Raw genomic sequence first — 19,307 nt, 5'->3', positions numbered from 1 at the left:
AAAACAATCTTGATGTCAAGATAAATTGGAGTGTGCGATGTCGAATGAAAGAGCGATGGATGCCGTGGACACCATCGTGGCGCAATGGCGCCGGGAGCGTCCCGACCTGGACGTGGCGAGCATGGCGACGATAGGACGGCTGAAGCGCTGCGCCGCGCTGCTGCAACGCAGGCTGGACGCGACCTTTGCCGAATTTGGAATGGGTGCGTGGGAATTCGATGTGCTGGCGACGCTCAGGCGCTCCGGTGCGCCCTACTGCCTGGCGCCGACCGCGCTGTTTTCGGCGATGATGATCACCTCCGGCACGATGACTCACCGGCTGCAGCGGCTGGAGGCGAGCGCGTTGGTCGAGCGGATGCCCAACCCCGCCGACGCCCGCAGCCTGCTGGTGCGGCTAACCCCGGCCGGGCTGGAACTGATCGAGCGCGCGGTGGCCGCGCACGTCGACAACGAACGCGAGATACTGTCGCCCCTGAACCCAGCAGAACTCGCGCTGCTGGACAGCGGACTGATTAAACTGCTGGCGGCGCTGGAACCGGCGAACCAGTAACCGCCAGCGACAGCTTTCAGGCGCGCTTCATCACCAGCGTCAGGATGTCGTAGCTGGCCACCAGTTCGTCGTTCTGGTTGGTCACTTGCACATCCCACGCGACCACGCCCTGGCCGACGCCTTTGTCGTCGGTGCGGTTGCGGTCCACTTTGCGCTTGCAGGTCAGGCGCGCGCGGATGGTGTCGCCGATGGCCACCGGCGTGATGAAACGCAGGTTGTCCAGGCCGTAGTTGGCCAGCACCGGACCAGGCGCCGGCGAGACGAACAGCCCCGCCGCTGCCGACAGCACGAAGTAGCCGTGCGCGATGCGCTTGCCGAACTGCGTGTCCTTGGCGGCGATATCGTCGAAGTGCATGTAGAAGTAGTCGCCGGAGACGCCGCCGAAGTTGACGATGTCCGCCTCGGTCACGGTGCGGCGGTGCGTCAGCAGCGAGTCGCCCATCTTCAGGTCCTCGAAGTAGCGGCGGAACGGGTGCACTTCACTTTCCTGCACCTTGGCGCCGCGCACGTACTCGCCGGTGACGGCGGCCAGCATCGTCGGCGAGCCTTGTACCGCAGCGCGTTGCAGGAAGTGGCGCACCGCGCGGATACCGCCCAGTTCTTCGCCACCGCCTGCGCGGCCAGGGCCGCCGTGCTTCAGCTGCGGCAGCGGCGAGCCGTGGCCGGTGGAGTCGACCGAAGCTTCGCGCTCCAGTATCAGCACGCGGCCATGCGAGGCGGCCGCCATCGGCACCGCGTAGGCGGCGGTGGCCGGATCCTTCGTCACCAGCGTTGAGACCAGCGAGCCTTTGCCGCGCGCGGCCAGGGCCAGCGCTTCGTCGATGCCGTTGTAGCTGATGATGGTGCTGACCGGGCCGAAGGCTTCGATGTCGTGCACGGCGTCGTTGCGCATGCCGTCGCGGCACAGCAGCAGCGTCGGCGAGAAGAAGGAGCCGTTGGCGACGCCGTCGCCAATCAGCTTGAAGCCGTCGCGCTCACTGAACAGCACCTCGTTGCCGCGCGCGAGCAGTTCGACCCGCTCCGCCACATCGCGCTGCTGGTCCTTGGAGGCCAGCGCGCCCATGCGCACGCCCTCCACCGACGGATCGCCGACGCTGACCTTGGCCAGGCGCTCGCGCAGGCGCGTGCCGACGGCGTCCACCATATTTTCCGGCACGATGATGCGGCGGATGGCAGTGCATTTCTGGCCGGCCTTGCCGGTCATCTCGCGCGCCACCTCCTTGACGAACAGGTCGAATTCGACATCATCCGGCGTGACATCCGGCGCCAGGATGGCGCAGTTGAGCGAGTCCGCTTCGGCGGTGAACGGCACCGAGTTGGCGATCAGGTTGCGGTTGGTGCGCAGCTTGGCGGCGGTGTCGGCGGAACCGGTGAAGGTGACGACGTCGGCGCCGCCCAGGCGGTCCAACAGGTCGCCGGTACTGCCGATGACCAGTTGCAGCGCGCCTTCCGGCAGCAGGCCGGAATCGTGCATCATGCGTACCACGGCTTCAGTCAGGTAGCTGGTGGCGGATGCCGGCTTGCCGATGCATGGCATGGCGGCCAGGAAGCTGGGGGCGAACTTCTCCAGCAGGCCCCAGATCGGGAAGTTGAAGGCGTTGATGTGCACCGCCAGACCGCCGCGCGGCACCAGGATGTGGGTGCCGGAGAAGCCGCCGTTCTTACCCAGCGCCATGGCCGGGCCTTCGTGCAGCACGTTGGACGACGGCAGCTCGCGGCTGCCCATGCTGGCGTAAGCGAACAGCGTGCCGGTGCCGCCTTCGATGTCGACCCAGCTGTCGGCGCGGGTGGCGCCGGTCAGGTGCGAGATCGCGTACAGCTCTTCCTTGCGGCTGGCCAGGTACAACGCCAGCGCCTTCAGGCGCGCGGCGCGCTGCTGGAAGTCCAGCTTCATCAGCGCCGGCACGCCGGTCTTGCGGGCGTAGGTGACGGCTTCGTCGAAGTCGATCTTCTCGGCGTGGGTGTGGTAGATCACCGAGTTGTTCAAGGCGCTGTGAAGCGGCGCCGATGCTTCGGCGCCTATCCATCGGCCGCCGATCCAGCTTTGCAGGGTTGATGCCATCTTTATCTCCGTTCGATTCGTTATGCTTGGGCGTTTTTATGCAGGTGCAGCGGCAGCGAGCTTTCCCACTCGACGCGCTTGCGGTCCGGTTCCACTGCGGTCAGCGCTTCCACTTCGCGCATGGTGTTCATGGAGCGCACCGCCAGTTCCTGATACTGGCCGGTGCCCTCGGTCTTCCATTTGATCTCGTCGTCGCGCAGTTCGCGCGCCACCTTGGCCGGCGTGCCGACCACCAGACTGCGCGGCGGTACTTCCATGCCGGCGCGGACGAAGCTCATCGCGGCGACGATGCTGTCGGCGCCGATGACGGCGTTGTCCATCACCACGCTGTTCATGCCGACCAGCGCGTTGCGGCCAATGCGGCAGCCGTGCAGCACCGCGCCATGGCCGATATGGCCGTCGCGTTCGACCACCGTGTCGGCGCCGGGGAAGCCGTGCATGACGCAGGTGTCTTGCAGGTTCGCGCCCTCTTCCAGGATCAGCCGGCCGAAGTCGCCGCGCAGCGCGGCCAGCGGACCGATATAGCAGCGCGGGCCGACGATGACGTCGCCGATCAGCACCGCGCTGGGATGCACGTAGGCGGTCGGGTGGACCACCGGGGTGACGCCGTTGATTTCGTAGACCTTGACCATGATGGTGCCCGCTTACACGCGTTCGATGACGAGGGCGATGCCCTGGCCGACGCCGATGCACATGGTGCACAGCGCGTAGCGGCCGCCGGTACGCTCCAACTGGTTCAGCGCCGCCAGCACCAGCCGCGCGCCGGATGCGCCCAGCGGATGGCCGATGGCGATGGCGCCGCCGTTCGGGTTGACGTGCGCCGCGTCGTCGGCCAGGCCGAGATCACGCGTGACGGCCAGGCCCTGTGCCGCAAAGGCTTCATTCAATTCGATCACGTCCATCTGCTCGATGCTCAGGCCGACCTGCGCCAGCACCTTCTTCGACGCCGGCGATGGACCGAAGCCCATGATGCGCGGCGCCAGGCCGGCGGTGGCCATGCCCAGCACGCGGGCGCGCTTGCGCAGGCCGTACTGCTCGGCGGCGGCGGCAGACGCCAGCAGGATCGCGCACGCGCCGTCGTTGACGCCCGAGGCGTTACCGGCGGTGACGCTGCCATCCGGCTTGACCACGCCTTTCAGCTTGGCCAGCATCTCGACCGTGGTGTCCGGACGCGGATGCTCGTCGGTATCGACGATCTTCGGATCGCCTTTTTTTTGCACCAACGTGACCGGCACGATTTCATCCTTGAACACGCCGGCCGCATGGGCGGTGGCCCAGCGCTGCTGGCTGCGCACCGCGAACGCATCCTGGTCGGCGCGACTGATGCCGAATTCCTGGGCGACGTTTTCGGCCGTCTCCGGCATGCTGTCGATGCCGTACTTGGCCTTCATCAGCGGGTTGACGAAGCGCCAGCCGATGGTGGTGTCCTCGATCTTGGCGGCACGCGAGAACGCGCTGTCGGCCTTACCCATGACGAAGGGAGCGCGGGTCATGCTTTCAACGCCGCCTGCTATCACCAGCTGCGCTTCGCCGGCCTTGATGGAGCGCGCGGCGATGCCGACGGCGTCCAGGCTGGAGCCGCACAGGCGGTTGATGGTGTTGGCGGGTACATCGACCGGCAGGCCGGCCAGCAGCGCCGCCATGCGGCCGACGTTGCGGTTGTCTTCACCGGCGCCGTTGGCGCAGCCGTAATAGACGTCATCGACCTTGGCCCAGTCCACGCCGGGATTGCGGGCGATCAGCGCGGCGATGGGCAGCGCTGCCAGGTCGTCGGCGCGCACGCCGCCGAGGGCTCCGCCGTAGCGGCCGAATGGGGTGCGGATGGCGTCACAGATGAAAGCGTCGTTCACGGAATCTCCTTAAGTTTTAGGGCGCTGGTCCACCACACGGCGGGCCTTGCCCGTCAATGTGCGCTCGATGCCGTTGGGGGCCAGCAGGCGCACCTTGGTGGTGACGCCGACATAGGTTTTGATGTGGTGTTCCAGTTCGCGTGCCAGTGCCTCGGTTTCGCTGGCAGGCGTTTCGGGCCGCAGCTCAGCCAGCACGTCCAGCTTGTCGAGATGGCCGTCGCGCGAGATAACCAGCTGGTATTGCGGCGCCAGCTTCGGCATCTTGCAGATCAGTTCTTCGATCTGCGTCGGGAAGACGTTCACACCGCGGATGATGAGCATGTCGTCCGAGCGGCCGGTGATCTTGCCAATGCGGCGCATGGAGCGCGACGTGGCCGGCAGCAGCCGCGTGAGGTCACGCGTGCGGTAGCGGATGATGGGCAGCGCTTCCTTGCTCAGCGAGGTGAATACCAGCTCGCCCTCTTCCCCGTCGGGCAGCACTTCGCCGGTGTCTGGGTCGATGATCTCGGGGTAGAAATGGTCTTCCCAGATGACCGGGCCATCCTTGCTCTCGATGCACTCGCTGGCGACGCCCGGCCCCATCACTTCGGACAGGCCGTAGATATCGACCGCGTCGATGCCAGCGCGTTGTTCGATTTCCTTGCGCATGGCATCAGTCCACGGCTCGGCGCCGAAGATGCCGACCTTGAGCGAACTGGCGGCAGGGTCCAGGCCCTGGCGATGGAATTCCTCGATGATGTTCAACATGTACGACGGCGTGACCATGATGATGGACGGCTTGAAGTCCTGGATCAGCTGCACCTGCTTTTCGGTCTGGCCGCCCGACATCGGGATCACCGTGCAGCCCAAACGCTCGGCGCCGTAGTGCGCACCGAGGCCGCCGGTGAACAGGCCGTAGCCGTAGGAGATGTGGACCATGTCGCCACGGCGGCCACCCGCGGCGCGGATCGAGCGCGCCACCACGTTGGCCCAGGTGTCGATGTCGTTCTGCGTGTAGCCCACCACGGTCGGCTTGCCGGTGGTTCCGCTGGAGGCGTGCACGCGCACCACGCGGTCCTGAGGCACGGCGAACATGCCGAAGGGGTAGTTGTCGCGCAGCTCCTTCTTGCCGGTGAAGGGGAACTTGGCCAGGTCGGCCAGCGTATGCAGGTCGTCGGGATGGACACCGGCGGCGTCGAAGGCGGCGCGGTAGTGCGGCACGTTGTCGTAGGCGTGCTTAAGCGACCATTTCATGCGTTGCAGTTGCAGTGCTTGCAGCTCGTCCTTGCTGGCGCGTTCGATCGGCTCCAGATCGGACGGCTCCGGGATGCGTTGGACCATCGGTGTCTCCTCTTTACTCGGCTTGCGGCGGTACGATATGGCCGCTGACGCGGTGCGACTTACCTCGGAACAGGGCGACCACGCGGCCGTCCTGGTTGCTGACCTTGACGTCGTAGATGCCGCTCTTGCCGGCCAGCGCCTGCTCCTGCGCGACGGCGGTCAGCACGTCGTGCAGGCGGCCGGGCGCGAGGTAGTCGATGGTGCAGCCCGCGCCCACGGTGGTCATATTGTGGCTGTTGCAGGCGAAGGCGAAGGCGCTGTCGGCCAGCGCGAAGATGAAGCCGCCGTGGCAGCTGCCATGGCCGTTCAACATGTCCGCGCGCACCGGCATCGACATGCTGGCGTAGCCGGGCGCGATGGCGTCGATCTTGATGCCCAGGCCTTGCGAGGCAGGGTCGTTCGCATACATGGCCGCACCGACGGCCTGCGCCAACGCCAGTGCTTCTTCGGCGCTGTGCTGCGGCGCCAGCGCGGCGGCCAGCGTTGCGGCCTTAGTCATGGAAGCGCCCTCCCGCTGCCAGCTTGCGGCGCAGCAGCGGCGACACGCGGTAGCGGTCCTCGCCATAACCGGCGGCCAGGTTGGACAGCACGGCGACGATCTGGCCGATGCCCACCGCGTCGGCCCAGGCCAGCGGCCCACGCGGATAGTTGACGCCCTTCTGCATGGCGAGGTCGGCGCCGGCCGCGCTGCAAACGCCTTGATTGACGGCGTCCGCCGCCTCATTGGCCAGCATGGCGACGGTACGCATGACAGCCATGCCGGGCACGTCGTCCAGGCGGGTGACGGTGAAGCCGGCCGACTGGAACAGGCCGACCACTGAGTTGTAAGCCTCTGCCGAGCACTGGTCCGAGCGGCTGACGGCGATGCGCTTGGCGGTCGCGTAGTCCAGCGCCAGGTCGAACAGCACCGTGTCCGCATGATGGCTGTCGACCGCGCGCTGGGTGGCGCTGCGGCCGTCGGTCAGATAGACGGCGGCGCCGTTGCAGTGGAAGGCCGGCGCATCGTCGTTGCCCGGAGCGTGGCTGCGCGCTTCCGGCGTCTTGCGGTGCGAGACGTTGATGCCGGACGCGCGCAGGCGTGCCGCCAGCGCATCGCTGACGGCGCCGCCGATGGCGTGCGACGGCCCGACCGCAGCACCCGGTTCAATGGTGTAGCTGGCGAATTCCGGCTTCGGCTGCGCGGCTTCGGCTTGCGGCTGCGGCGCTGCGGCGGCGGCATCGTCGTAGCGGTAAAAACCACGGCCCGATTTGCGGCCGAGGAAACCAGCGTTGACCATCTCCTGTTGCAGCACCGACGGCGTAAAGCGCGGATCGTTGAAATACGCGCCGAACACCGATTGCGTCACCGAGAAATTGACATCGTGGCCGATCAGGTCCATCAGCTCGAATGGCCCCATGCGGAAGCCGCCGCAGTCGCGCATGACGGCGTCGATGGTGGCGGCGTCGGCGGCCTGCTCGTTCAGCAGACGCCAGCCTTCGGCGTAGAACGGCCGCGCCACCCGGTTGACGATGAAGCCCGGCGTGGACTTGGCATGCACCGGCTGCTTGCCCCAGGCGGCGGCGGTGTCGTACACGGTCTGCGCGACGGCGGCATCGGTGGCCAGGCCGCTGATCACTTCCACCAGCGCCATCAAAGGCACCGGATTGAAGAAGTGCATGCCGACCAGCCGCGCCGGCACGCGCAGCCTGGCGGCGATGGCGGTGACGGAGATCGATGAGGTATTGGTGGCGAGGATGCAGTCGTCGGCCACTATGGCTTCCAGATCGGCGAACAGGCCGCGCTTGACGTCGAGGTTCTCGACGATGGCTTCCACCACCAGCGCAGCATCGGCGACATCGCTCAGCGCGACAGCCGCCTGCAGCCGGGCGATGGCGGCGGCGCAATCGATGGCGCTCATGCGCTCCTTGGCCACCAGCTTGTTCAGCGCAGCGGCGATGTCGGAGATGGCCTTGGCCACGGCTTCCGGACGCGTGTCGAGCAGCTTGACGGTGTAGCCGGCGACGGCTGCCACCTGCGCGATGCCCGCGCCCATGGCGCCGCTGCCGATGACGGCGATGGCGCGGTCGGTGTGGAGTGCGGCCATCTTATTTCCCCTTGAACTGCGGTGCGCGTTTTTCCATGAACGCGGCCACGCCTTCGCGATAGTCGTCGCTGCGACCCAGTTCGCTCATCATTTCGCATTCCAGCGCCAGTTGCTGTTGCAGCGAGTGGTGCGGACTGCAATGCAAGGCTTGTTTGGTGAAGGCCAGGCCCTTGGTCGGCGCGGTGGCGAAGTGGCGGGCCATGGCCTGCGTTTCGGCGGCCAGTTCCTCGTCCGGCACAGCCTTCCAGATCAGGCCCCAGGATTCGGCCTTCTCCGCGCTGAGCTTATCGCCCAGCATGGCCAGGCCCATGGCGCGCGCGCTGCCCACCAGGCGTGGCAGGAAGTAGGTGCCACCGGTGTCGGGGATCAGGCCCAGTTTGCAGAACACTTCGACGAAGGATGCGGATTTTGCGGCCAGCACGATGTCGCAAGCCAGCGCGATGTTGGCGCCCGCGCCGGCGGCCACGCCGTTGACGGCGCAGATCACCGGCATCGGCAAGGCGCGCAGCGCCAGCACCAGCGGGGCGTAGTTCTTTTCCACCGAGTCGCCCAGGTCGACCGGACGGGCGCCCGGCTCCACCGCGCGGTCCGACAGATCCTGGCCGGCGCAGAAGCCGCGGCCGGCGCCGGTCAGCACCATCACGCGCACGCTCTTGTCGTGGCTGATCTTGTGCATGGCGTGGCGCACTTCGTCGTGCATGGCCTGGGTGAAGCTGTTGAGTTTATCGGGGCGGTTCAGCGTCAGCGTGGCAACGCCGTCGGTGATGTCGAAGAGGATGTTCTCGTAGTTCATGGCGTCTCCGGTGGGATGTTTTTTATTCGGCCTGGTCGAAATCGATGACGACCTTGTCGGTGATGGGGAAGCTCTGGCAGCTCAGCACATAGCCGCGTGCGATCTCGTAGTCTTCCAGCGCGTAGTTGACGTCCATGTCGACCTGGCCTTCGAGCAGCTTGCAGCGGCAGGTCGAGCATACGCCGCCCTTGCAGGAGTAGCGCATGTCGATGCCGGCTTTGAGGCCGGCGTCGAGCAGCGATTCCTTGTCCTGGTCCATGGTGAAGCTGGTGGCGTTGCCGTCCATGATGACGGTGACTTCGGTTTCGTGGCGGCCCGCCTGCGGATCAACGGCGCGCGGCTTGTGCTGGTGCTTGGGGATGCTGGCGGCGAACAACTCGATCTTGATCTGCGACTTCGCCACGCCGGCTTCCTGCAACGCTTCGGAGACGCCGTGCATCATGTCTTCCGGGCCGCAGATGAAGGCGACGTCGATGTCTTCGGGGCGCACCCAGTACTTGAGGAACTGCGCCGCCTTGTCCTTGGTGATGCGGCCGTTGAACAGCTCGATGTCCTGCTGCTCGCGGCTCATCACGTAGGCCAGCTTGAGGCGCTCCATGTAGGTGTCCTTCAGGTCGGACAGTTCGTCCTTGAAGATCACCGACGACGAGGCGCGGTTGCCGTAGAAGAGCGTGAAGCGGCTGTGCGGCTCGGCCGCCAGCGTGGTCTTGATGATGGACAGGATGGGCGTGATGCCGCTGCCGGCGGCGAAGGCCAGGTAGTGCTTGCGGTTGGCGGCGTCCAGCGGCACGTTGAAGTGGCCCATCGGCGGCATCACCTCCAGCGTGACGCCGGGTTTGATGGTGTCGTTGGCCCAGCTGGAGAACAGGCCGCCCTGCGTGCGCTTGATGGCCACGCGCAGCGCGCCGTCGTGCACGGCGGAGCAGATCGAGTACGAGCGGCGCACGTCTTCGTCGCCGATCTGTGCGCGCAGCGTCAGGTGCTGGCCTTGCTGGAAGGTGAAGCTGTCTTGCAGCTCGGGCGGCACGGCGAAGGTGACGGCGATGGTGTCGCGCGTTTCGTTGCGCACTTGCGAGACGGTCAGCGGGTGGAATTTGCTCATGATCTTTTTAGTGGCACTTGAAGTAGTCGAAGGGCTCGCGGCAATCCAGGCATTTGTACAAGGCCTTGCACGGAGTGGAGCCAAACTGGCTGGTGATTTCGGTGTGGCGCGAGCCGCAGTTGGGGCATGCCACCGTCAGGCGCGGCTGGGCGCGGCGGGAGATGGCGGCCAGTGCGCCGTCCGCGCCAACGCCGGCCCGCAGGCCGCTGATGTCGATCACCTGCTGCGCCGGCGGGGCGATGCCGTAGCCTTGCAGCTTGGCCTTGCCCGCTTCGCTCATCCAGTCGGTGGTCCAGGCTGGGGAGAGCTGGTTTTGCAGGCGCACGTCTTGCAGGCCGTGTGCGTGCAGCGCGTCGGTGATGGCGTCGGCGATGACCTGCATGGCTGGGCAGCCGGAATAGGTCGGCGTGATGGTGACGGTGCACGCGCCATCGGCAGCCAGCTGCACGTCGCGCACGATGCCCAGGTCGACGATGGAGATGACCGGGATTTCGGGGTCGGAGACCTCGCCCAGCCAGGCCCAGATTTGCTCGGCATGGATTCCCGCTTTCGCGGGAATGACGGTTTCGCGGCTGGGGGTGATGGCGGAGGCTGTCATGGCGGGCTCGCTGTTACCAGGTGGCGCCGGGATAGGCGCGCTGCAGGAACTGCATCTCGGCCAGGATGTAGCCCAGGTGCTCGCTGTGGCGGCCTTGCTTGCCGCCCTTCTGCATCCAGGCGTCGGCTGGCGGCATGGTTAGCGTGGCTTCGGCCAGGATCTCGGCCACATGCGCCAGCCATTGCGTGCGCAGGCCGTCGGCGGCCGGGGCTACGCCTTCGGCCACCATCGCATCGTCGACCGCGTCGTAGGCGAACACTTCGCCGCTGTACATCCACAGTTCGTTGACGGCGGCCTGGGTCTTGGCGTGGCTGACTTCCGTGCCGTCGCCCAGACGCACGATCAAGTCGCCGCTGCGACGCAGGTGGTAGGTCACTTCCTTCAGCGATTTCTCGGCGATGGCGGCGATGCGGGCATCGCTGCTGCGCGTCAGGCCGACGATCAGGAAGTAGTGCCAGGCGTCGAAGAAGAACTGGCGCACCATGGTGTCGGCGTAGTTGCCGTTCGGTTGCTCCATCAGCAGGCAGTTCTTGAAGTCGTGGGCGTCGCGGTGGTAGGCCAGCTTGTCTTCATCGCGGCCTGCGCCTTCCAGCTCGCCCGCGTACTCGTACCACAGGCGGGTCTGGCCCAGCAGGTCCAGCGCGACGTTGGTCAGCGCCATGTCCTCTTCCAGCGCCGGCCCTCTGCCGCACAGCTGCGACAGCTGCTGGCTCAGGATCAGGGCGTTGTCGCCCAAGCGCAGTAAATAATTTACCTTGTTTTGCACGGTGTGCTCCGCTTACAGGTTCTTGACTTCTTCCGGCATCGGGAAGAAGGTCGGATGGCGATACACCTTGCTGTTGGCAGGCTCGAACAGCGCGCCCTTGTCGCCAGGGCTGCTGGCGACGATGTCCGCCGCGCGCACCACCCAGATGCTGACGCCTTCATTGCGGCGGGTGTAGACATCGCGCGCGTTGTTGACCGCCATTTCGGCGTCCGGCGCGTGCAGGCTGCCGACGTGTTTGTGCGCCAGCCCGTGCTGGCTGCGGATGAAGACTTCCCACAGTGGCCATTCTTTGCTCATATCATCTCCTTGTCGTTCCCGCGCAGGCGGGAATCCATAGTACGCAGGCGGCTCGCAATCGGCATGGACTCCCGCTTGCGCGGGAGTGACGTCGATGGTCAGGCTGCCTTGGCGGTGGCGTGTTTGTCGGCATGCGCGACCAGCGCTTCGCGGAACCAGGCGCCGTCTTCCCAGGCCTTGACGCGGGTGCGCAGGCGCTCGCGGTTGCACGGGCCGTTGCCCTTCAATACGTTGTGGAACTCGCTCCAGTCGATGGCGCCGAATTCGTAGTGGCCGGTTTCTGCGTTGAACTTCAGATCCGGATCGGGCACGGTCAGGCCCAGGTACTCGGCCTGCGGCACGGTCTGGTCGACCATGCGCTGGCGCAGCTCGTCGTTGGAGAACAGCTTGATGCGCCACTGCGCCGACTGTGCGCTGTTGACCGATTCCGCGTCGGACGGGCCGAACATCATCAGTGACGGCCACCACCAGCGGTTCAGCGCATCCTGGGCCATGGCCTTCTGCTCGGGCGTGCCTTTGGCCAGCGCCATCATGATGTCGTAGCCCTGGCGGGCGTGGAAGGATTCTTCCTTGCAGACGCGGATCATGGCGCGCGCGTAGGGGCCGTAGGAGCAGCGGCACAGCGGGATCTGGTTGATGATGGCCGAGCCGTCCACCAGCCAGCCGATCGCGCCCATGTCGGCCCACGACAACGTTGGATAGTTGAAGATGCTGGAGTACTTGGCCTTGCCGCTGTGCAGGGCGGCCAGCAGCTCGTCGCGGGAGACGCCCAGCGTTTCGGCGGCGCTGTACAGGTACAGGCCGTGGCCGGCCTCGTCCTGGATCTTGGCCAGCAGGATGGATTTGCGCTTCAGCGTCGGCGCGCGCGTGACCCAGTTCCCCTCGGGCAGCTGGCCAACGATTTCCGAGTGGGCGTGCTGGGAGATCTGCCGTATCAGCGTCTTGCGATAGGCGTCCGGCATCCAGTCCTTGGCCTCGATCTTGACGCCATCATCGATGCGGGCCTGGAAGGCGCGCTCGTCGGCGGCCATGTCGTCCGCCGTGCGGACCGTGCTCAGGCCCGTGTCCACCATTTGTGCATACATCGCTGTCTCCTCATCGCTAGTTGATGGATAATACGATACATATTTTTGTTTGACTACGTTTTTTTTGACTCAGATCATAAAACAGTATCCCATCGGCAAGAGTCACGAAATAAATGCTGCGCCGATGGTCAGGCAAAGTAAACTCTTGTTTGTGTGTATAGAAAGAGATTCCTGCTCATGAATTGCAACGACTGGATAGCCGATTTCCTGGCCAGCGACCCGCCCCGTTCGAAGTCGCTGGTGGTGACGATCTTCGGTGACGCCATCGTGCCGCACGGCGGCATGGTGTGGCTGGGCAGCCTGATCGAGTTGCTGGCGCCGTTCGGCGTCAACGACCGGCTGCTGCGCACCGCCGTGTTCCGGCTGGCGCAGGAGGGCTGGCTGGGCGCCCAGCGCGACGGCCGCCGCAGTTCGTATGCGATCACGCCGCCGGCGATGGCGCGCTTCGTACACGCCTACCGCCGCATCTACGCGCCGCTCAATGTGCACTGGGATGGCAGCTGGACGCTGATCCTCAACGGCGACGGCGCGCTCGACGCGGCCGAGCGCAGCGCGGTGCGCAAGGAGTTGCTATGGGAAGGCTATAGCGTGATCGCGCCCGGCATCATGGGCCATCCGGCGGCCGACGGGCCGGCGCTGGACGAGCTGCTCAAACGGCTGGGGGTGGCGGGCAAGCTGTTCGTGGTGCAGGGCAAGACCATGCGCCAGGTATGCGGACGGCCGCTGAGCGAGCTGGTGGCCGACGGCTGGGACGTGAGCGGCGTGGCCCAGGGCTATGACCAGTTCATCGCGCAGTTCGAGCCGCTGCTGGCGGCGCTGAAGTCGGCCGCTTCGAGTAATGACGCGGTGACGCCGCAGCAAGCCTTCGTGGTGCGGACCTTGCTGATCCACGCTTACCGCCGGGTGCAGCTGCACGATCCGCAACTGCCGGTCGAGCTGCTGCCGACGCCGTGGCCGGGCGCGCTGGCCTACGAGCTGGCGCGCAGCATCTACCTGGCCGTCTACGCCGCGGCAGAACAACACATCGACGCCACCCTGCGCCGCGAAGACCCCGCCGCCCCCGCCGCCGAACCCGCCTTCTTCGACCGCTTCGGCGGCCTGACCTAGGGCCTGGCAGGCATCACTGTGGCGACTAGCGGGAACGCCGCAGGATCGCGCAGCGAGGCGACCGACAGATCGATATCCAGCGTCGGCCAGTACAGGTGATCGGTGCTGGGACGTTGCACATCGTTCAGTTGCGCCAGCGTGGCGCCGGCGAACCAGGGAAAATCCGCGTAGGCGACATACAGCTTTTCGTTACCCAGATCGACCCAGAAGCCGTGCGCGGCGATGTCGATGATACGAACCTCGAACGGACGCTCAACGCGTGAAATAGGTGCGCCAGACATTTTGCATCTCCTGTTGGTGCGCGGCGACGAAGCGAGCCGCCGTATGCAGCTGTTGCGCGGACAAGCCTGTGTGCCATGCCAGCGCGACCTCCGGCTCCAGCCAGAATTTCGCCGTGCCATCCGGGTGAGACACGTGAACGTGCATCCGGGTTTCCTCGCGCGAGAAAAAGAAGTACCGAAAGCCGGCCTGGCGAAACAGCGTGGGGGTCATGGGGATTGTACTCCTGCGGCAGCCTCCTCAACTTAGCAAAGCCGGCATGGCGGGCATTGCGCTGGCGCAGGCTGGCCGCGAGCCTGTATCATGTCGGCACTGCGCCACAAGTGCACACCAACTTCTCACATAGAATTTACCGGGATTCCGCCATGTCTATCAAAATCAGCCAGCAATTCGACGCCGGTGCCATCGAGGTCTTGCGTGCCGACGATCCGGCCGCCATCGACCTGAACATCCGTAAGGACTCGCACGCCGACATCACCCAATGGTTTTACTTCCGCGTCCAGGGCGCGCAAGGCACGCCGCTGGCGCTGCGCTTCCTCAACGCCGGCACCGCCGCCTATCCGGATGGCTGGAAAGACTACCAGGCCGTCGCCAGCTACGACCGCGACAACTGGTTCCGCGTGCCGACCACCTATGACGGCAAGGTGATGACCATCAACCACACGCCGGAATACGACAGCGTCTACTACGCCTATTTCGAGCCGTACTCGTGGGAACGCCACCTGTCGCTGCTGGACAACGCTCAACTGTCGCCGCTGGTCAAGCTGGTCGACCTGGGCAATACCATCGATGGCCGCGACCTGAACATGCTGGTCATCGGCGATCCTGAAGCGGAACAGAAAGTCTGGGTCATCGCCCGCCAGCACCCGGGCGAGACGATGGCCGAATGGTTTGTTGAAGGCATGGTCGAAGCGCTGCTGGACCCGGCCAATCCCTTCGGCCGCCAGTGCCTGAAGGAAGCCGTGTTCTACGTCGTGCCGAACATGAACCCGGACGGCTCGGTACGCGGCAACCTGCGCACCAACGCCGCCGGCGCCAACCTGAACCGCGAGTGGCTGAACCCAACCATGGAACGCAGCCCGGAAGTGTTCCTGGTCAAGAACAAGATGCTGGAAATCGGCTGCGATCTGTGCCTGGACATCCACGGCGACGAAGGCTTGCCGTACGTGTTCGTGGCAGGCAGCGAATCGCTGCCGACCTTCACGCCGGACCAGGAAGAAGCGCAGCAATACTTCATCGACAATTTCCTGATCGCCAGCCCGGACTTCCAGGATGACTACGGCTACGGCGAAACGCCGTACACCGACGAAACCCTGACCATGGGCTCGCCGCACATCACCCACGCCTTCGGCTGCCTGTCGCTGACGCTGGAGATGCCGTTCAAGGACAACGCCAACGATCCGGACCCGGACACCGGCTGGAACGGCGCCCGCAGCGCCGAGCTGGGCAAGGCGGTGTTGCAGCCAGTTCTGCAATCGCTGCTGGCACAGCAATAAGCTGAACCCTTCCCTGCGGCGCGACAATATCGCCGCCGCAGGGAAAAATACACTGGACCTCACCGGCGCACCCACGCGCCGCTTCCGGAGGTTCAGCATGCATACCCTGACTTGGATACGCCGCGCACTGTTGCTGATTGTGCTGATGTTGTGCGCCTGTAGCACGCCCTATCGCCCGCCGCAGATGCTGGACGCGGGCACCACCTTCCCCGGCCTGATCGACCTGGCCGCCCGCGCCAACGGCAAGACCGCCGACGTGCTGCTGGTGCACGGCATCTGCACCCACGACGCCAGCTGGGCCGGCGTGGTGGTGGGCCAGCTGATGCAATCGCTGGGCGCCGCCGCCAGCCCTGCCACGCTCAAGGCCGCTGTCGGCCCGCAGGTGCAGATCGTCTCGTCCACCGCCGACACACCCGCCGGCCGGCTGCGTTTCGACGCGCTGATCTGGTCGCCGCTGACCACCGAGCTCAAGCGCCAGCTGTGCTACGACCAGACCAACAAATCGTCCATCTGCGACGGCGCGCCGCCGTTCACGCCCACCCGCGCCAGCCTCAACGCCCGCTTCAAGGATGGCCTGGTCGACGACTGCCTGTCCGACGCGCTGGTCTACCAGGGCGTGGCGCGCGACGACATGCAGCGCCGCATGCGCGACGCCATCCTGCAAGTGCTGGGCAACGGCGACAGCGCGCCCAACGTGCCGCTGGTGGTGATTTCGCACAGCATGGGCAGCAAGATCCTGTTCGACACCCTGCTGCGCATGTCGGCGGAAGCGCCCGGCTCGCGCGCGGCGCTGGTGGCGCAACAGGCGGTGGACCGCCTGCGCCTGCTGATGATGGCGTCCAACCAGATTCCCCTGCTGTCGCTGGCCGACCAGCAGATCGCCACGTCGCTGCTGGCGCCCGCCGCGCCGGACAGCCTGCAACAGCTGCTGCAACAGCGCTCGGCGCGCGAGGGAACGACGGCGGCCGACCAGCGCCTGACGCTGGTGGCGTTCACCGATCCCAGCGACCTGCTGTCGTACACGCTGCAGACGGAAAAATATGCGGCCCAGGGCGTCGCCGTCTACAACATCCTGGTCTCCAACGCGCCCACCTACTTCGGCCTGCTGGAGCGCCCCGACTACGCTCACGAGAACTACCTCACCAACCCGGATGTCGGCCGCCTGATCGCGTGTGGAGTGCCGTCGAGCACGCACTGTCGGGCTGAGTAAGGGGACGAAACCAGAAACATACTCAACATGCTAACATTGACGATTGGATAATCAACCCCACACCTCGACACACATGCGATCCCACCACTTGCTCCGACACTCCCGCCAACTGACCACCGTCTGGGCATTGGCCCTGCTAGGCGCTTGTGGTGGCGGGAGCGGAGGCAACGCCGGTACGCCGCCAACGCCAGCCGCGCCGCTGCTGCAAAACTTCGTCGGAACGCCCAGCACGGCGGCCAATGATCGCACCACCTTGTTTGACGCACCCGCCGCGATGGTGGCCGACGGCGCCGGCAACCTGTACGTGTCCGACCAAAAACGCGGCGTCATCCTGGCCATCAACGCCCAGGGCGTCACCAGCGTGTATGCCGGCCAACCCTATGTCATCGACAGCACCGACGGCGACGCCGCCCACGCCAGCTTCATCGGGCCAAGCTGGCTGGCGCTCGATGCCGCCGGCAATCTCTACGTCGCCGACCAGAACGAGCAGATCGGCCTGACCATCCGCAAAATCAGTCCGCAACGCCAGGTCAGCACGGTCATGCGCGCCGCCACGTGGAGCCGCAAGGCGCCAGGCGGCATCGACGGCCCGTCCGGCACGGCGACCTTCGCCTTCGGCAAGATTACCGGCCTGGCCGTCGCCAGCGACGGAACGCTGTACGCGGCGAGCGATCTGGCGCTGCGCCAGATTGGCGCCGATGGCCGTGTCACCACCGTCGCCGGCGGTTGCGACCTTACCGGCGAACACGACGGCGATCAGTTCTGCGCCCATGCCGCCAAGGACGGGCTGGGAACGAAAGCCCGCTTCGCCCGCCTCGGCGCCCTGCGTGCCGGCGCTGACGGCGCACTCTACGCCCTCGATGCCTACGCCGTGCGCCGCTATGCGCCGGGTGGCCAGGTCACCACGCTGGCGGGCCAGCCCGATAGCTCCGGACCGGCCGATGGCGCCAGCGCCGTGGCCCGCTTCGGCAAGGGCACGCCGAACTTTGGCGTCGGCATCACGACGCCTGCCGTTCCCGGCCGCCCCACCGATCTGATGCGCGCCGCCGACGGCAGCCTCTACGTGATCGACACCGCCAACGACGCCATCCGCAAAATCGATGGCAACGGCCAAGTCAGCACCTATGCCACCGGCGTCACGCTCAGCGGCACGGACGGCCTCTACGCCGGCGCCTTGCTGACGCCGTCCAGCCTGGCGCTGCTGTCGCACAATGCCGTGCAAAAACTGACGCTGAAATAAAAACGGCCGCCCTAAGGCGGCCGTTGCGGTAGCGGTCGGCAGCGCGGCAAGACTTAGCCGCCGGCCACCACCATGTTCTCGATCAGGATGGAGCCGGTCTGCTTGGTGCCGCGCACCAGCACGTCCGCGCCGACGGCGACGATCTGCGCCAGCATGTCCTTCATATTGCCGGCGATGGTGATCTCTTCCACCGGATACTGGATCACGCCGTTCTCGACCCAGTAGCCCGACGCGCCGCGCGAGTAATCGCCGGTCACATAGTTGGTGCCCTGGCCCATCAGCTCGGTCACCAGCAGGCCGGTGCCCATCTTGCGCAGCATGGCGGCGAAGTCGTCGCCCTTCCTGGTCAGCGACGACGTCAGCGACAGGTTGTGCGAGCCGCCGGCGTTGCCGGTGGTCTTCATGCCCAGCTTGCGGGCCGAATAGGTCGACAGGAAATAACCCTGCACCACGCCATCCTTGACCACATCGCGCTTGACGGTGCGCACGCCCTCTTCATCGAACGGCGCCGAGCCGACGCCGCCGACCACATGCGGGTCTTCCTTGATCTGTATATGTTTCGGCAGCACCTGCTTGCCCAGCGAATCGAGCAGGAAGCTGGACTTGCGGTACAGCGCGCCGCCCGAGGTCGCCTGCACGAAGGCGCCCAGCAGGCCGGCCGCCAGCGGCGCTTCGAACAGCACCGGGCAGGTGCGGGTGTCGATGGTGCGCGCGTTCAGGCGGGCCAGCGCGCGCTCGGCGGCGTAGCGCCCGATCGCTTCCGGCGACGACATCTTCTTGGCGTCGCGCACCGAGGTGTACCAGTCGTCGCGCTGCATCTTCGAACCCTTGCCGGCGATCATGGCCACCGACAGCGTGTGGCGCGAGTACGGATAGCCGCCGATGAAGCCGCGCGAGTTGGCCGACACGAAGTGCGACTGCTGCACATGCACGCCGGCGCCTTCGGAATTGGTCACGCGCGGGTCGACCTCGAAGCCGGCCGCCTCGGCGCGCTGGGCCAGCGCCACCGCGTCGGCGGTGCTGATGTCCCACGGATAAAACAGTTGCAGGTCGCGTGGCGCCAGTTCCAGCTGGTCGGCGTCGGCCAGGCCGGCGCAATCGTCGTCCGAGGTGAAGCGGGCGATGTTGTAGGCCGCTTCCACGGTCGCCTTCAGCGCGGCCGGCGAAAAGTCCGACGTGCTGGCGTTGCCGCGGCGCTGGCCGATGAACACCGTCACCCCCATGCCCTTGTCCTTGTTTTGCTCGATGGTCTCGATCTTGCTCTTGCGTACCGACACCGACAGGCCGCTGCCTTCGCTGATTTCGACGGCGCAATCGGTGCCGCCCTGCTCCTTGGCGAACGCCAGCACATCGCGTGCGAGCTGCTTCAACTGGTCCTGGGTGTGGGTAAAATGGGTATCGCTCATGGGCTGTAATCTTCGGGTGGCCGCTAAAACAGGTATCATAGCAGTCGTTTACAGTTTACAGG

General features: G+C 66.0%; 20 protein-coding genes. 5 read left to right on the top strand and 15 right to left on the bottom strand.

What is annotated here, in order from left to right; all coding sequences use genetic code 11:
- Positions 1-37: 37 nt before the first annotated feature.
- Positions 38-550 (top strand): MarR family winged helix-turn-helix transcriptional regulator, encoded by a 513-nt coding sequence (locus GEV02_RS20310; protein WP_152839782.1) that lies wholly within the window; start codon positions 38-40, stop codon positions 548-550.
- 16 nt (positions 551-566) lie between these two features.
- Here GEV02_RS20310 and paaZ read toward each other — a convergent pair whose 3' ends face one another.
- The 12 genes from paaZ to paaA all read right to left on the bottom strand — a co-directional run bounded on the left by paaZ (position 567) and on the right by paaA (position 12,507).
- Positions 567-2,612, bottom strand: a complete 2,046-nt coding sequence (paaZ, locus tag GEV02_RS20305) for a phenylacetic acid degradation bifunctional protein PaaZ (protein WP_152839780.1) — start codon at positions 2,610-2,612, stop codon at positions 567-569.
- Between the two features lie 20 nt (positions 2,613-2,632).
- Positions 2,633-3,244, bottom strand: a complete 612-nt coding sequence (gene paaY, locus GEV02_RS20300; RefSeq protein ID WP_152806901.1) for a phenylacetic acid degradation protein PaaY — start codon at positions 3,242-3,244, stop codon at positions 2,633-2,635.
- Positions 3,245-3,256: 12 nt separating this feature from the next.
- Positions 3,257-4,462 carry a 3-oxoadipyl-CoA thiolase gene (gene pcaF / locus GEV02_RS20295; RefSeq protein WP_328595875.1) on the bottom strand — a complete coding sequence of 402 codons (1,206 nt, stop codon included), beginning with the start codon at positions 4,460-4,462 and terminating at the stop codon, positions 3,257-3,259.
- A gap of 9 nt (positions 4,463-4,471) precedes the next feature.
- Complete coding sequence (gene paaK / locus GEV02_RS20290; RefSeq protein ID WP_152839778.1) at positions 4,472-5,782, bottom strand: phenylacetate--CoA ligase PaaK; 1,311 nt, start codon at positions 5,780-5,782, stop codon at positions 4,472-4,474.
- 13 nt (positions 5,783-5,795) lie between these two features.
- Positions 5,796-6,191, bottom strand: a complete 396-nt coding sequence (gene paaI, locus GEV02_RS20285; RefSeq protein ID WP_235922859.1) for a hydroxyphenylacetyl-CoA thioesterase PaaI — start codon at positions 6,189-6,191, stop codon at positions 5,796-5,798.
- An 82-nt stretch (positions 6,192-6,273) separates the two neighbouring features.
- Positions 6,274-7,866 carry a 3-hydroxyacyl-CoA dehydrogenase PaaH gene (gene paaH / locus GEV02_RS20280; protein ID WP_152839774.1) on the bottom strand — a complete coding sequence of 531 codons (1,593 nt, stop codon included), beginning with the start codon at positions 7,864-7,866 and terminating at the stop codon, positions 6,274-6,276.
- 1 nt (position 7,867) lies between these two features.
- The gene (paaG, locus tag GEV02_RS20275) at positions 7,868-8,659 is read right to left on the bottom strand and encodes a 2-(1,2-epoxy-1,2-dihydrophenyl)acetyl-CoA isomerase PaaG (RefSeq protein WP_152839772.1); all 792 of its coding nucleotides are present in this window, start codon (positions 8,657-8,659) and stop codon (positions 7,868-7,870) included.
- Positions 8,660-8,681: 22 nt separating this feature from the next.
- Positions 8,682-9,761 carry a 1,2-phenylacetyl-CoA epoxidase subunit PaaE gene (gene paaE / locus GEV02_RS20270; protein WP_152839770.1) on the bottom strand — a complete coding sequence of 360 codons (1,080 nt, stop codon included), beginning with the start codon at positions 9,759-9,761 and terminating at the stop codon, positions 8,682-8,684.
- A gap of 7 nt (positions 9,762-9,768) precedes the next feature.
- Entirely contained in the window at positions 9,769-10,359 is a 591-nt protein-coding gene (gene paaD, locus GEV02_RS20265; RefSeq protein ID WP_152839768.1) for a 1,2-phenylacetyl-CoA epoxidase subunit PaaD, read from the bottom strand.
- A gap of 13 nt (positions 10,360-10,372) precedes the next feature.
- Complete coding sequence (gene paaC, locus GEV02_RS20260) at positions 10,373-11,125, bottom strand: 1,2-phenylacetyl-CoA epoxidase subunit PaaC (protein ID WP_328595874.1); 753 nt, start codon at positions 11,123-11,125, stop codon at positions 10,373-10,375.
- 12 nt (positions 11,126-11,137) lie between these two features.
- Complete coding sequence (gene paaB, locus GEV02_RS20255) at positions 11,138-11,422, bottom strand: 1,2-phenylacetyl-CoA epoxidase subunit PaaB (RefSeq protein ID WP_008452288.1); 285 nt, start codon at positions 11,420-11,422, stop codon at positions 11,138-11,140.
- A 98-nt stretch (positions 11,423-11,520) separates the two neighbouring features.
- Positions 11,521-12,507, bottom strand: coding sequence for a 1,2-phenylacetyl-CoA epoxidase subunit PaaA (gene paaA, locus GEV02_RS20250; protein ID WP_070359752.1), 987 nt, complete (start codon positions 12,505-12,507; stop codon positions 11,521-11,523).
- A 177-nt stretch (positions 12,508-12,684) separates the two neighbouring features.
- Between paaA and paaX the strand changes: the two genes are divergently transcribed.
- Positions 12,685-13,614 carry a phenylacetic acid degradation operon negative regulatory protein PaaX gene (gene paaX / locus GEV02_RS20245; protein ID WP_152839766.1) on the top strand — a complete coding sequence of 310 codons (930 nt, stop codon included), beginning with the start codon at positions 12,685-12,687 and terminating at the stop codon, positions 13,612-13,614.
- On the opposite strand, the gene GEV02_RS20240 is transcribed toward paaX, so the two are convergent.
- Both GEV02_RS20240 and GEV02_RS20235 read right to left on the bottom strand, forming a co-directional pair.
- The gene (locus tag GEV02_RS20240) at positions 13,611-13,895 is read right to left on the bottom strand and encodes a DUF2442 domain-containing protein (protein WP_152839764.1); all 285 of its coding nucleotides are present in this window, start codon (positions 13,893-13,895) and stop codon (positions 13,611-13,613) included. The two genes, paaX and GEV02_RS20240, sit on opposite strands and share 4 nt — an antisense overlap.
- Positions 13,867-14,106: a DUF4160 domain-containing protein gene (locus GEV02_RS20235; RefSeq protein ID WP_152839762.1), complete on the bottom strand. Its 240-nt coding sequence runs from the start codon at positions 14,104-14,106 to the stop codon at positions 13,867-13,869. Before GEV02_RS20235 ends, GEV02_RS20240 begins: the two co-directional genes overlap by 29 nt.
- A 152-nt stretch (positions 14,107-14,258) precedes the next feature.
- Between GEV02_RS20235 and GEV02_RS20230 the strand changes: the two genes are divergently transcribed.
- The 3 genes from GEV02_RS20230 to GEV02_RS20220 all read left to right on the top strand — a co-directional run bounded on the left by GEV02_RS20230 (position 14,259) and on the right by GEV02_RS20220 (position 17,839).
- Positions 14,259-15,389 (top strand): M14 family metallopeptidase, encoded by a 1,131-nt coding sequence (locus GEV02_RS20230; RefSeq protein ID WP_152839760.1) that lies wholly within the window; start codon positions 14,259-14,261, stop codon positions 15,387-15,389.
- 97 nt (positions 15,390-15,486) lie between these two features.
- Positions 15,487-16,599: a hypothetical protein gene (locus GEV02_RS20225; protein ID WP_152839758.1), complete on the top strand. Its 1,113-nt coding sequence runs from the start codon at positions 15,487-15,489 to the stop codon at positions 16,597-16,599.
- A gap of 88 nt (positions 16,600-16,687) precedes the next feature.
- Positions 16,688-17,839: an NHL repeat-containing protein gene (locus tag GEV02_RS20220; protein WP_152839756.1), complete on the top strand. Its 1,152-nt coding sequence runs from the start codon at positions 16,688-16,690 to the stop codon at positions 17,837-17,839.
- A 53-nt stretch (positions 17,840-17,892) separates the two neighbouring features.
- On the opposite strand, the gene pmbA is transcribed toward GEV02_RS20220, so the two are convergent.
- Complete coding sequence (gene pmbA, locus GEV02_RS20215) at positions 17,893-19,245, bottom strand: metalloprotease PmbA (protein WP_152839754.1); 1,353 nt, start codon at positions 19,243-19,245, stop codon at positions 17,893-17,895.
- Between the last annotated feature and the right edge of the window lie 62 nt (positions 19,246-19,307).

The organism is Rugamonas aquatica (assembly GCF_009380215.1).
GTDB lineage: Bacteria > Pseudomonadota > Gammaproteobacteria > Burkholderiales > Burkholderiaceae_D > Rugamonas > Rugamonas aquatica_B.
This window is presented reverse-complemented; position numbering and strand designations above follow the sequence as displayed.

What these genes read in the sequence shown, in the direction of transcription:
- GEV02_RS20310 (WP_152839782.1), top strand. Translation starts at nt 38, where the DNA reads ATGTCGAATGAAAGAGCGATGGATGCCGTGGACACCATCGTGGCGCAA.
- paaZ (WP_152839780.1), bottom strand. Translation starts at nt 2,612, where the DNA reads ATGGCATCAACCCTGCAAAGCTGGATCGGCGGCCGATGGATAGGCGCC.
- paaY (WP_152806901.1), bottom strand. Translation starts at nt 3,244, where the DNA reads ATGGTCAAGGTCTACGAAATCAACGGCGTCACCCCGGTGGTCCACCCG.
- paaK (WP_152839778.1), bottom strand. Translation starts at nt 5,782, where the DNA reads ATGGTCCAACGCATCCCGGAGCCGTCCGATCTGGAGCCGATCGAACGC.
- paaI (WP_235922859.1), bottom strand. Translation starts at nt 6,191, where the DNA reads ATGTATGCGAACGACCCTGCCTCGCAAGGCCTGGGCATCAAGATCGAC.
- paaH (WP_152839774.1), bottom strand. Translation starts at nt 7,866, where the DNA reads ATGGCCGCACTCCACACCGACCGCGCCATCGCCGTCATCGGCAGCGGC.
- paaG (WP_152839772.1), bottom strand. Translation starts at nt 8,659, where the DNA reads ATGAACTACGAGAACATCCTCTTCGACATCACCGACGGCGTTGCCACG.
- paaE (WP_152839770.1), bottom strand. Translation starts at nt 9,761, where the DNA reads ATGAGCAAATTCCACCCGCTGACCGTCTCGCAAGTGCGCAACGAAACG.
- paaD (WP_152839768.1), bottom strand. Translation starts at nt 10,359, where the DNA reads ATGACAGCCTCCGCCATCACCCCCAGCCGCGAAACCGTCATTCCCGCG.
- paaB (WP_008452288.1), bottom strand. Translation starts at nt 11,422, where the DNA reads ATGAGCAAAGAATGGCCACTGTGGGAAGTCTTCATCCGCAGCCAGCAC.
- paaA (WP_070359752.1), bottom strand. Translation starts at nt 12,507, where the DNA reads ATGTATGCACAAATGGTGGACACGGGCCTGAGCACGGTCCGCACGGCG.
- paaX (WP_152839766.1), top strand. Translation starts at nt 12,685, where the DNA reads ATGAATTGCAACGACTGGATAGCCGATTTCCTGGCCAGCGACCCGCCC.
- GEV02_RS20240 (WP_152839764.1), bottom strand. Translation starts at nt 13,895, where the DNA reads ATGTCTGGCGCACCTATTTCACGCGTTGAGCGTCCGTTCGAGGTTCGT.
- GEV02_RS20235 (WP_152839762.1), bottom strand. Translation starts at nt 14,106, where the DNA reads ATGACCCCCACGCTGTTTCGCCAGGCCGGCTTTCGGTACTTCTTTTTC.
- GEV02_RS20230 (WP_152839760.1), top strand. Translation starts at nt 14,259, where the DNA reads ATGTCTATCAAAATCAGCCAGCAATTCGACGCCGGTGCCATCGAGGTC.
- GEV02_RS20225 (WP_152839758.1), top strand. Translation starts at nt 15,487, where the DNA reads ATGCATACCCTGACTTGGATACGCCGCGCACTGTTGCTGATTGTGCTG.
- pmbA (WP_152839754.1), bottom strand. Translation starts at nt 19,245, where the DNA reads ATGAGCGATACCCATTTTACCCACACCCAGGACCAGTTGAAGCAGCTC.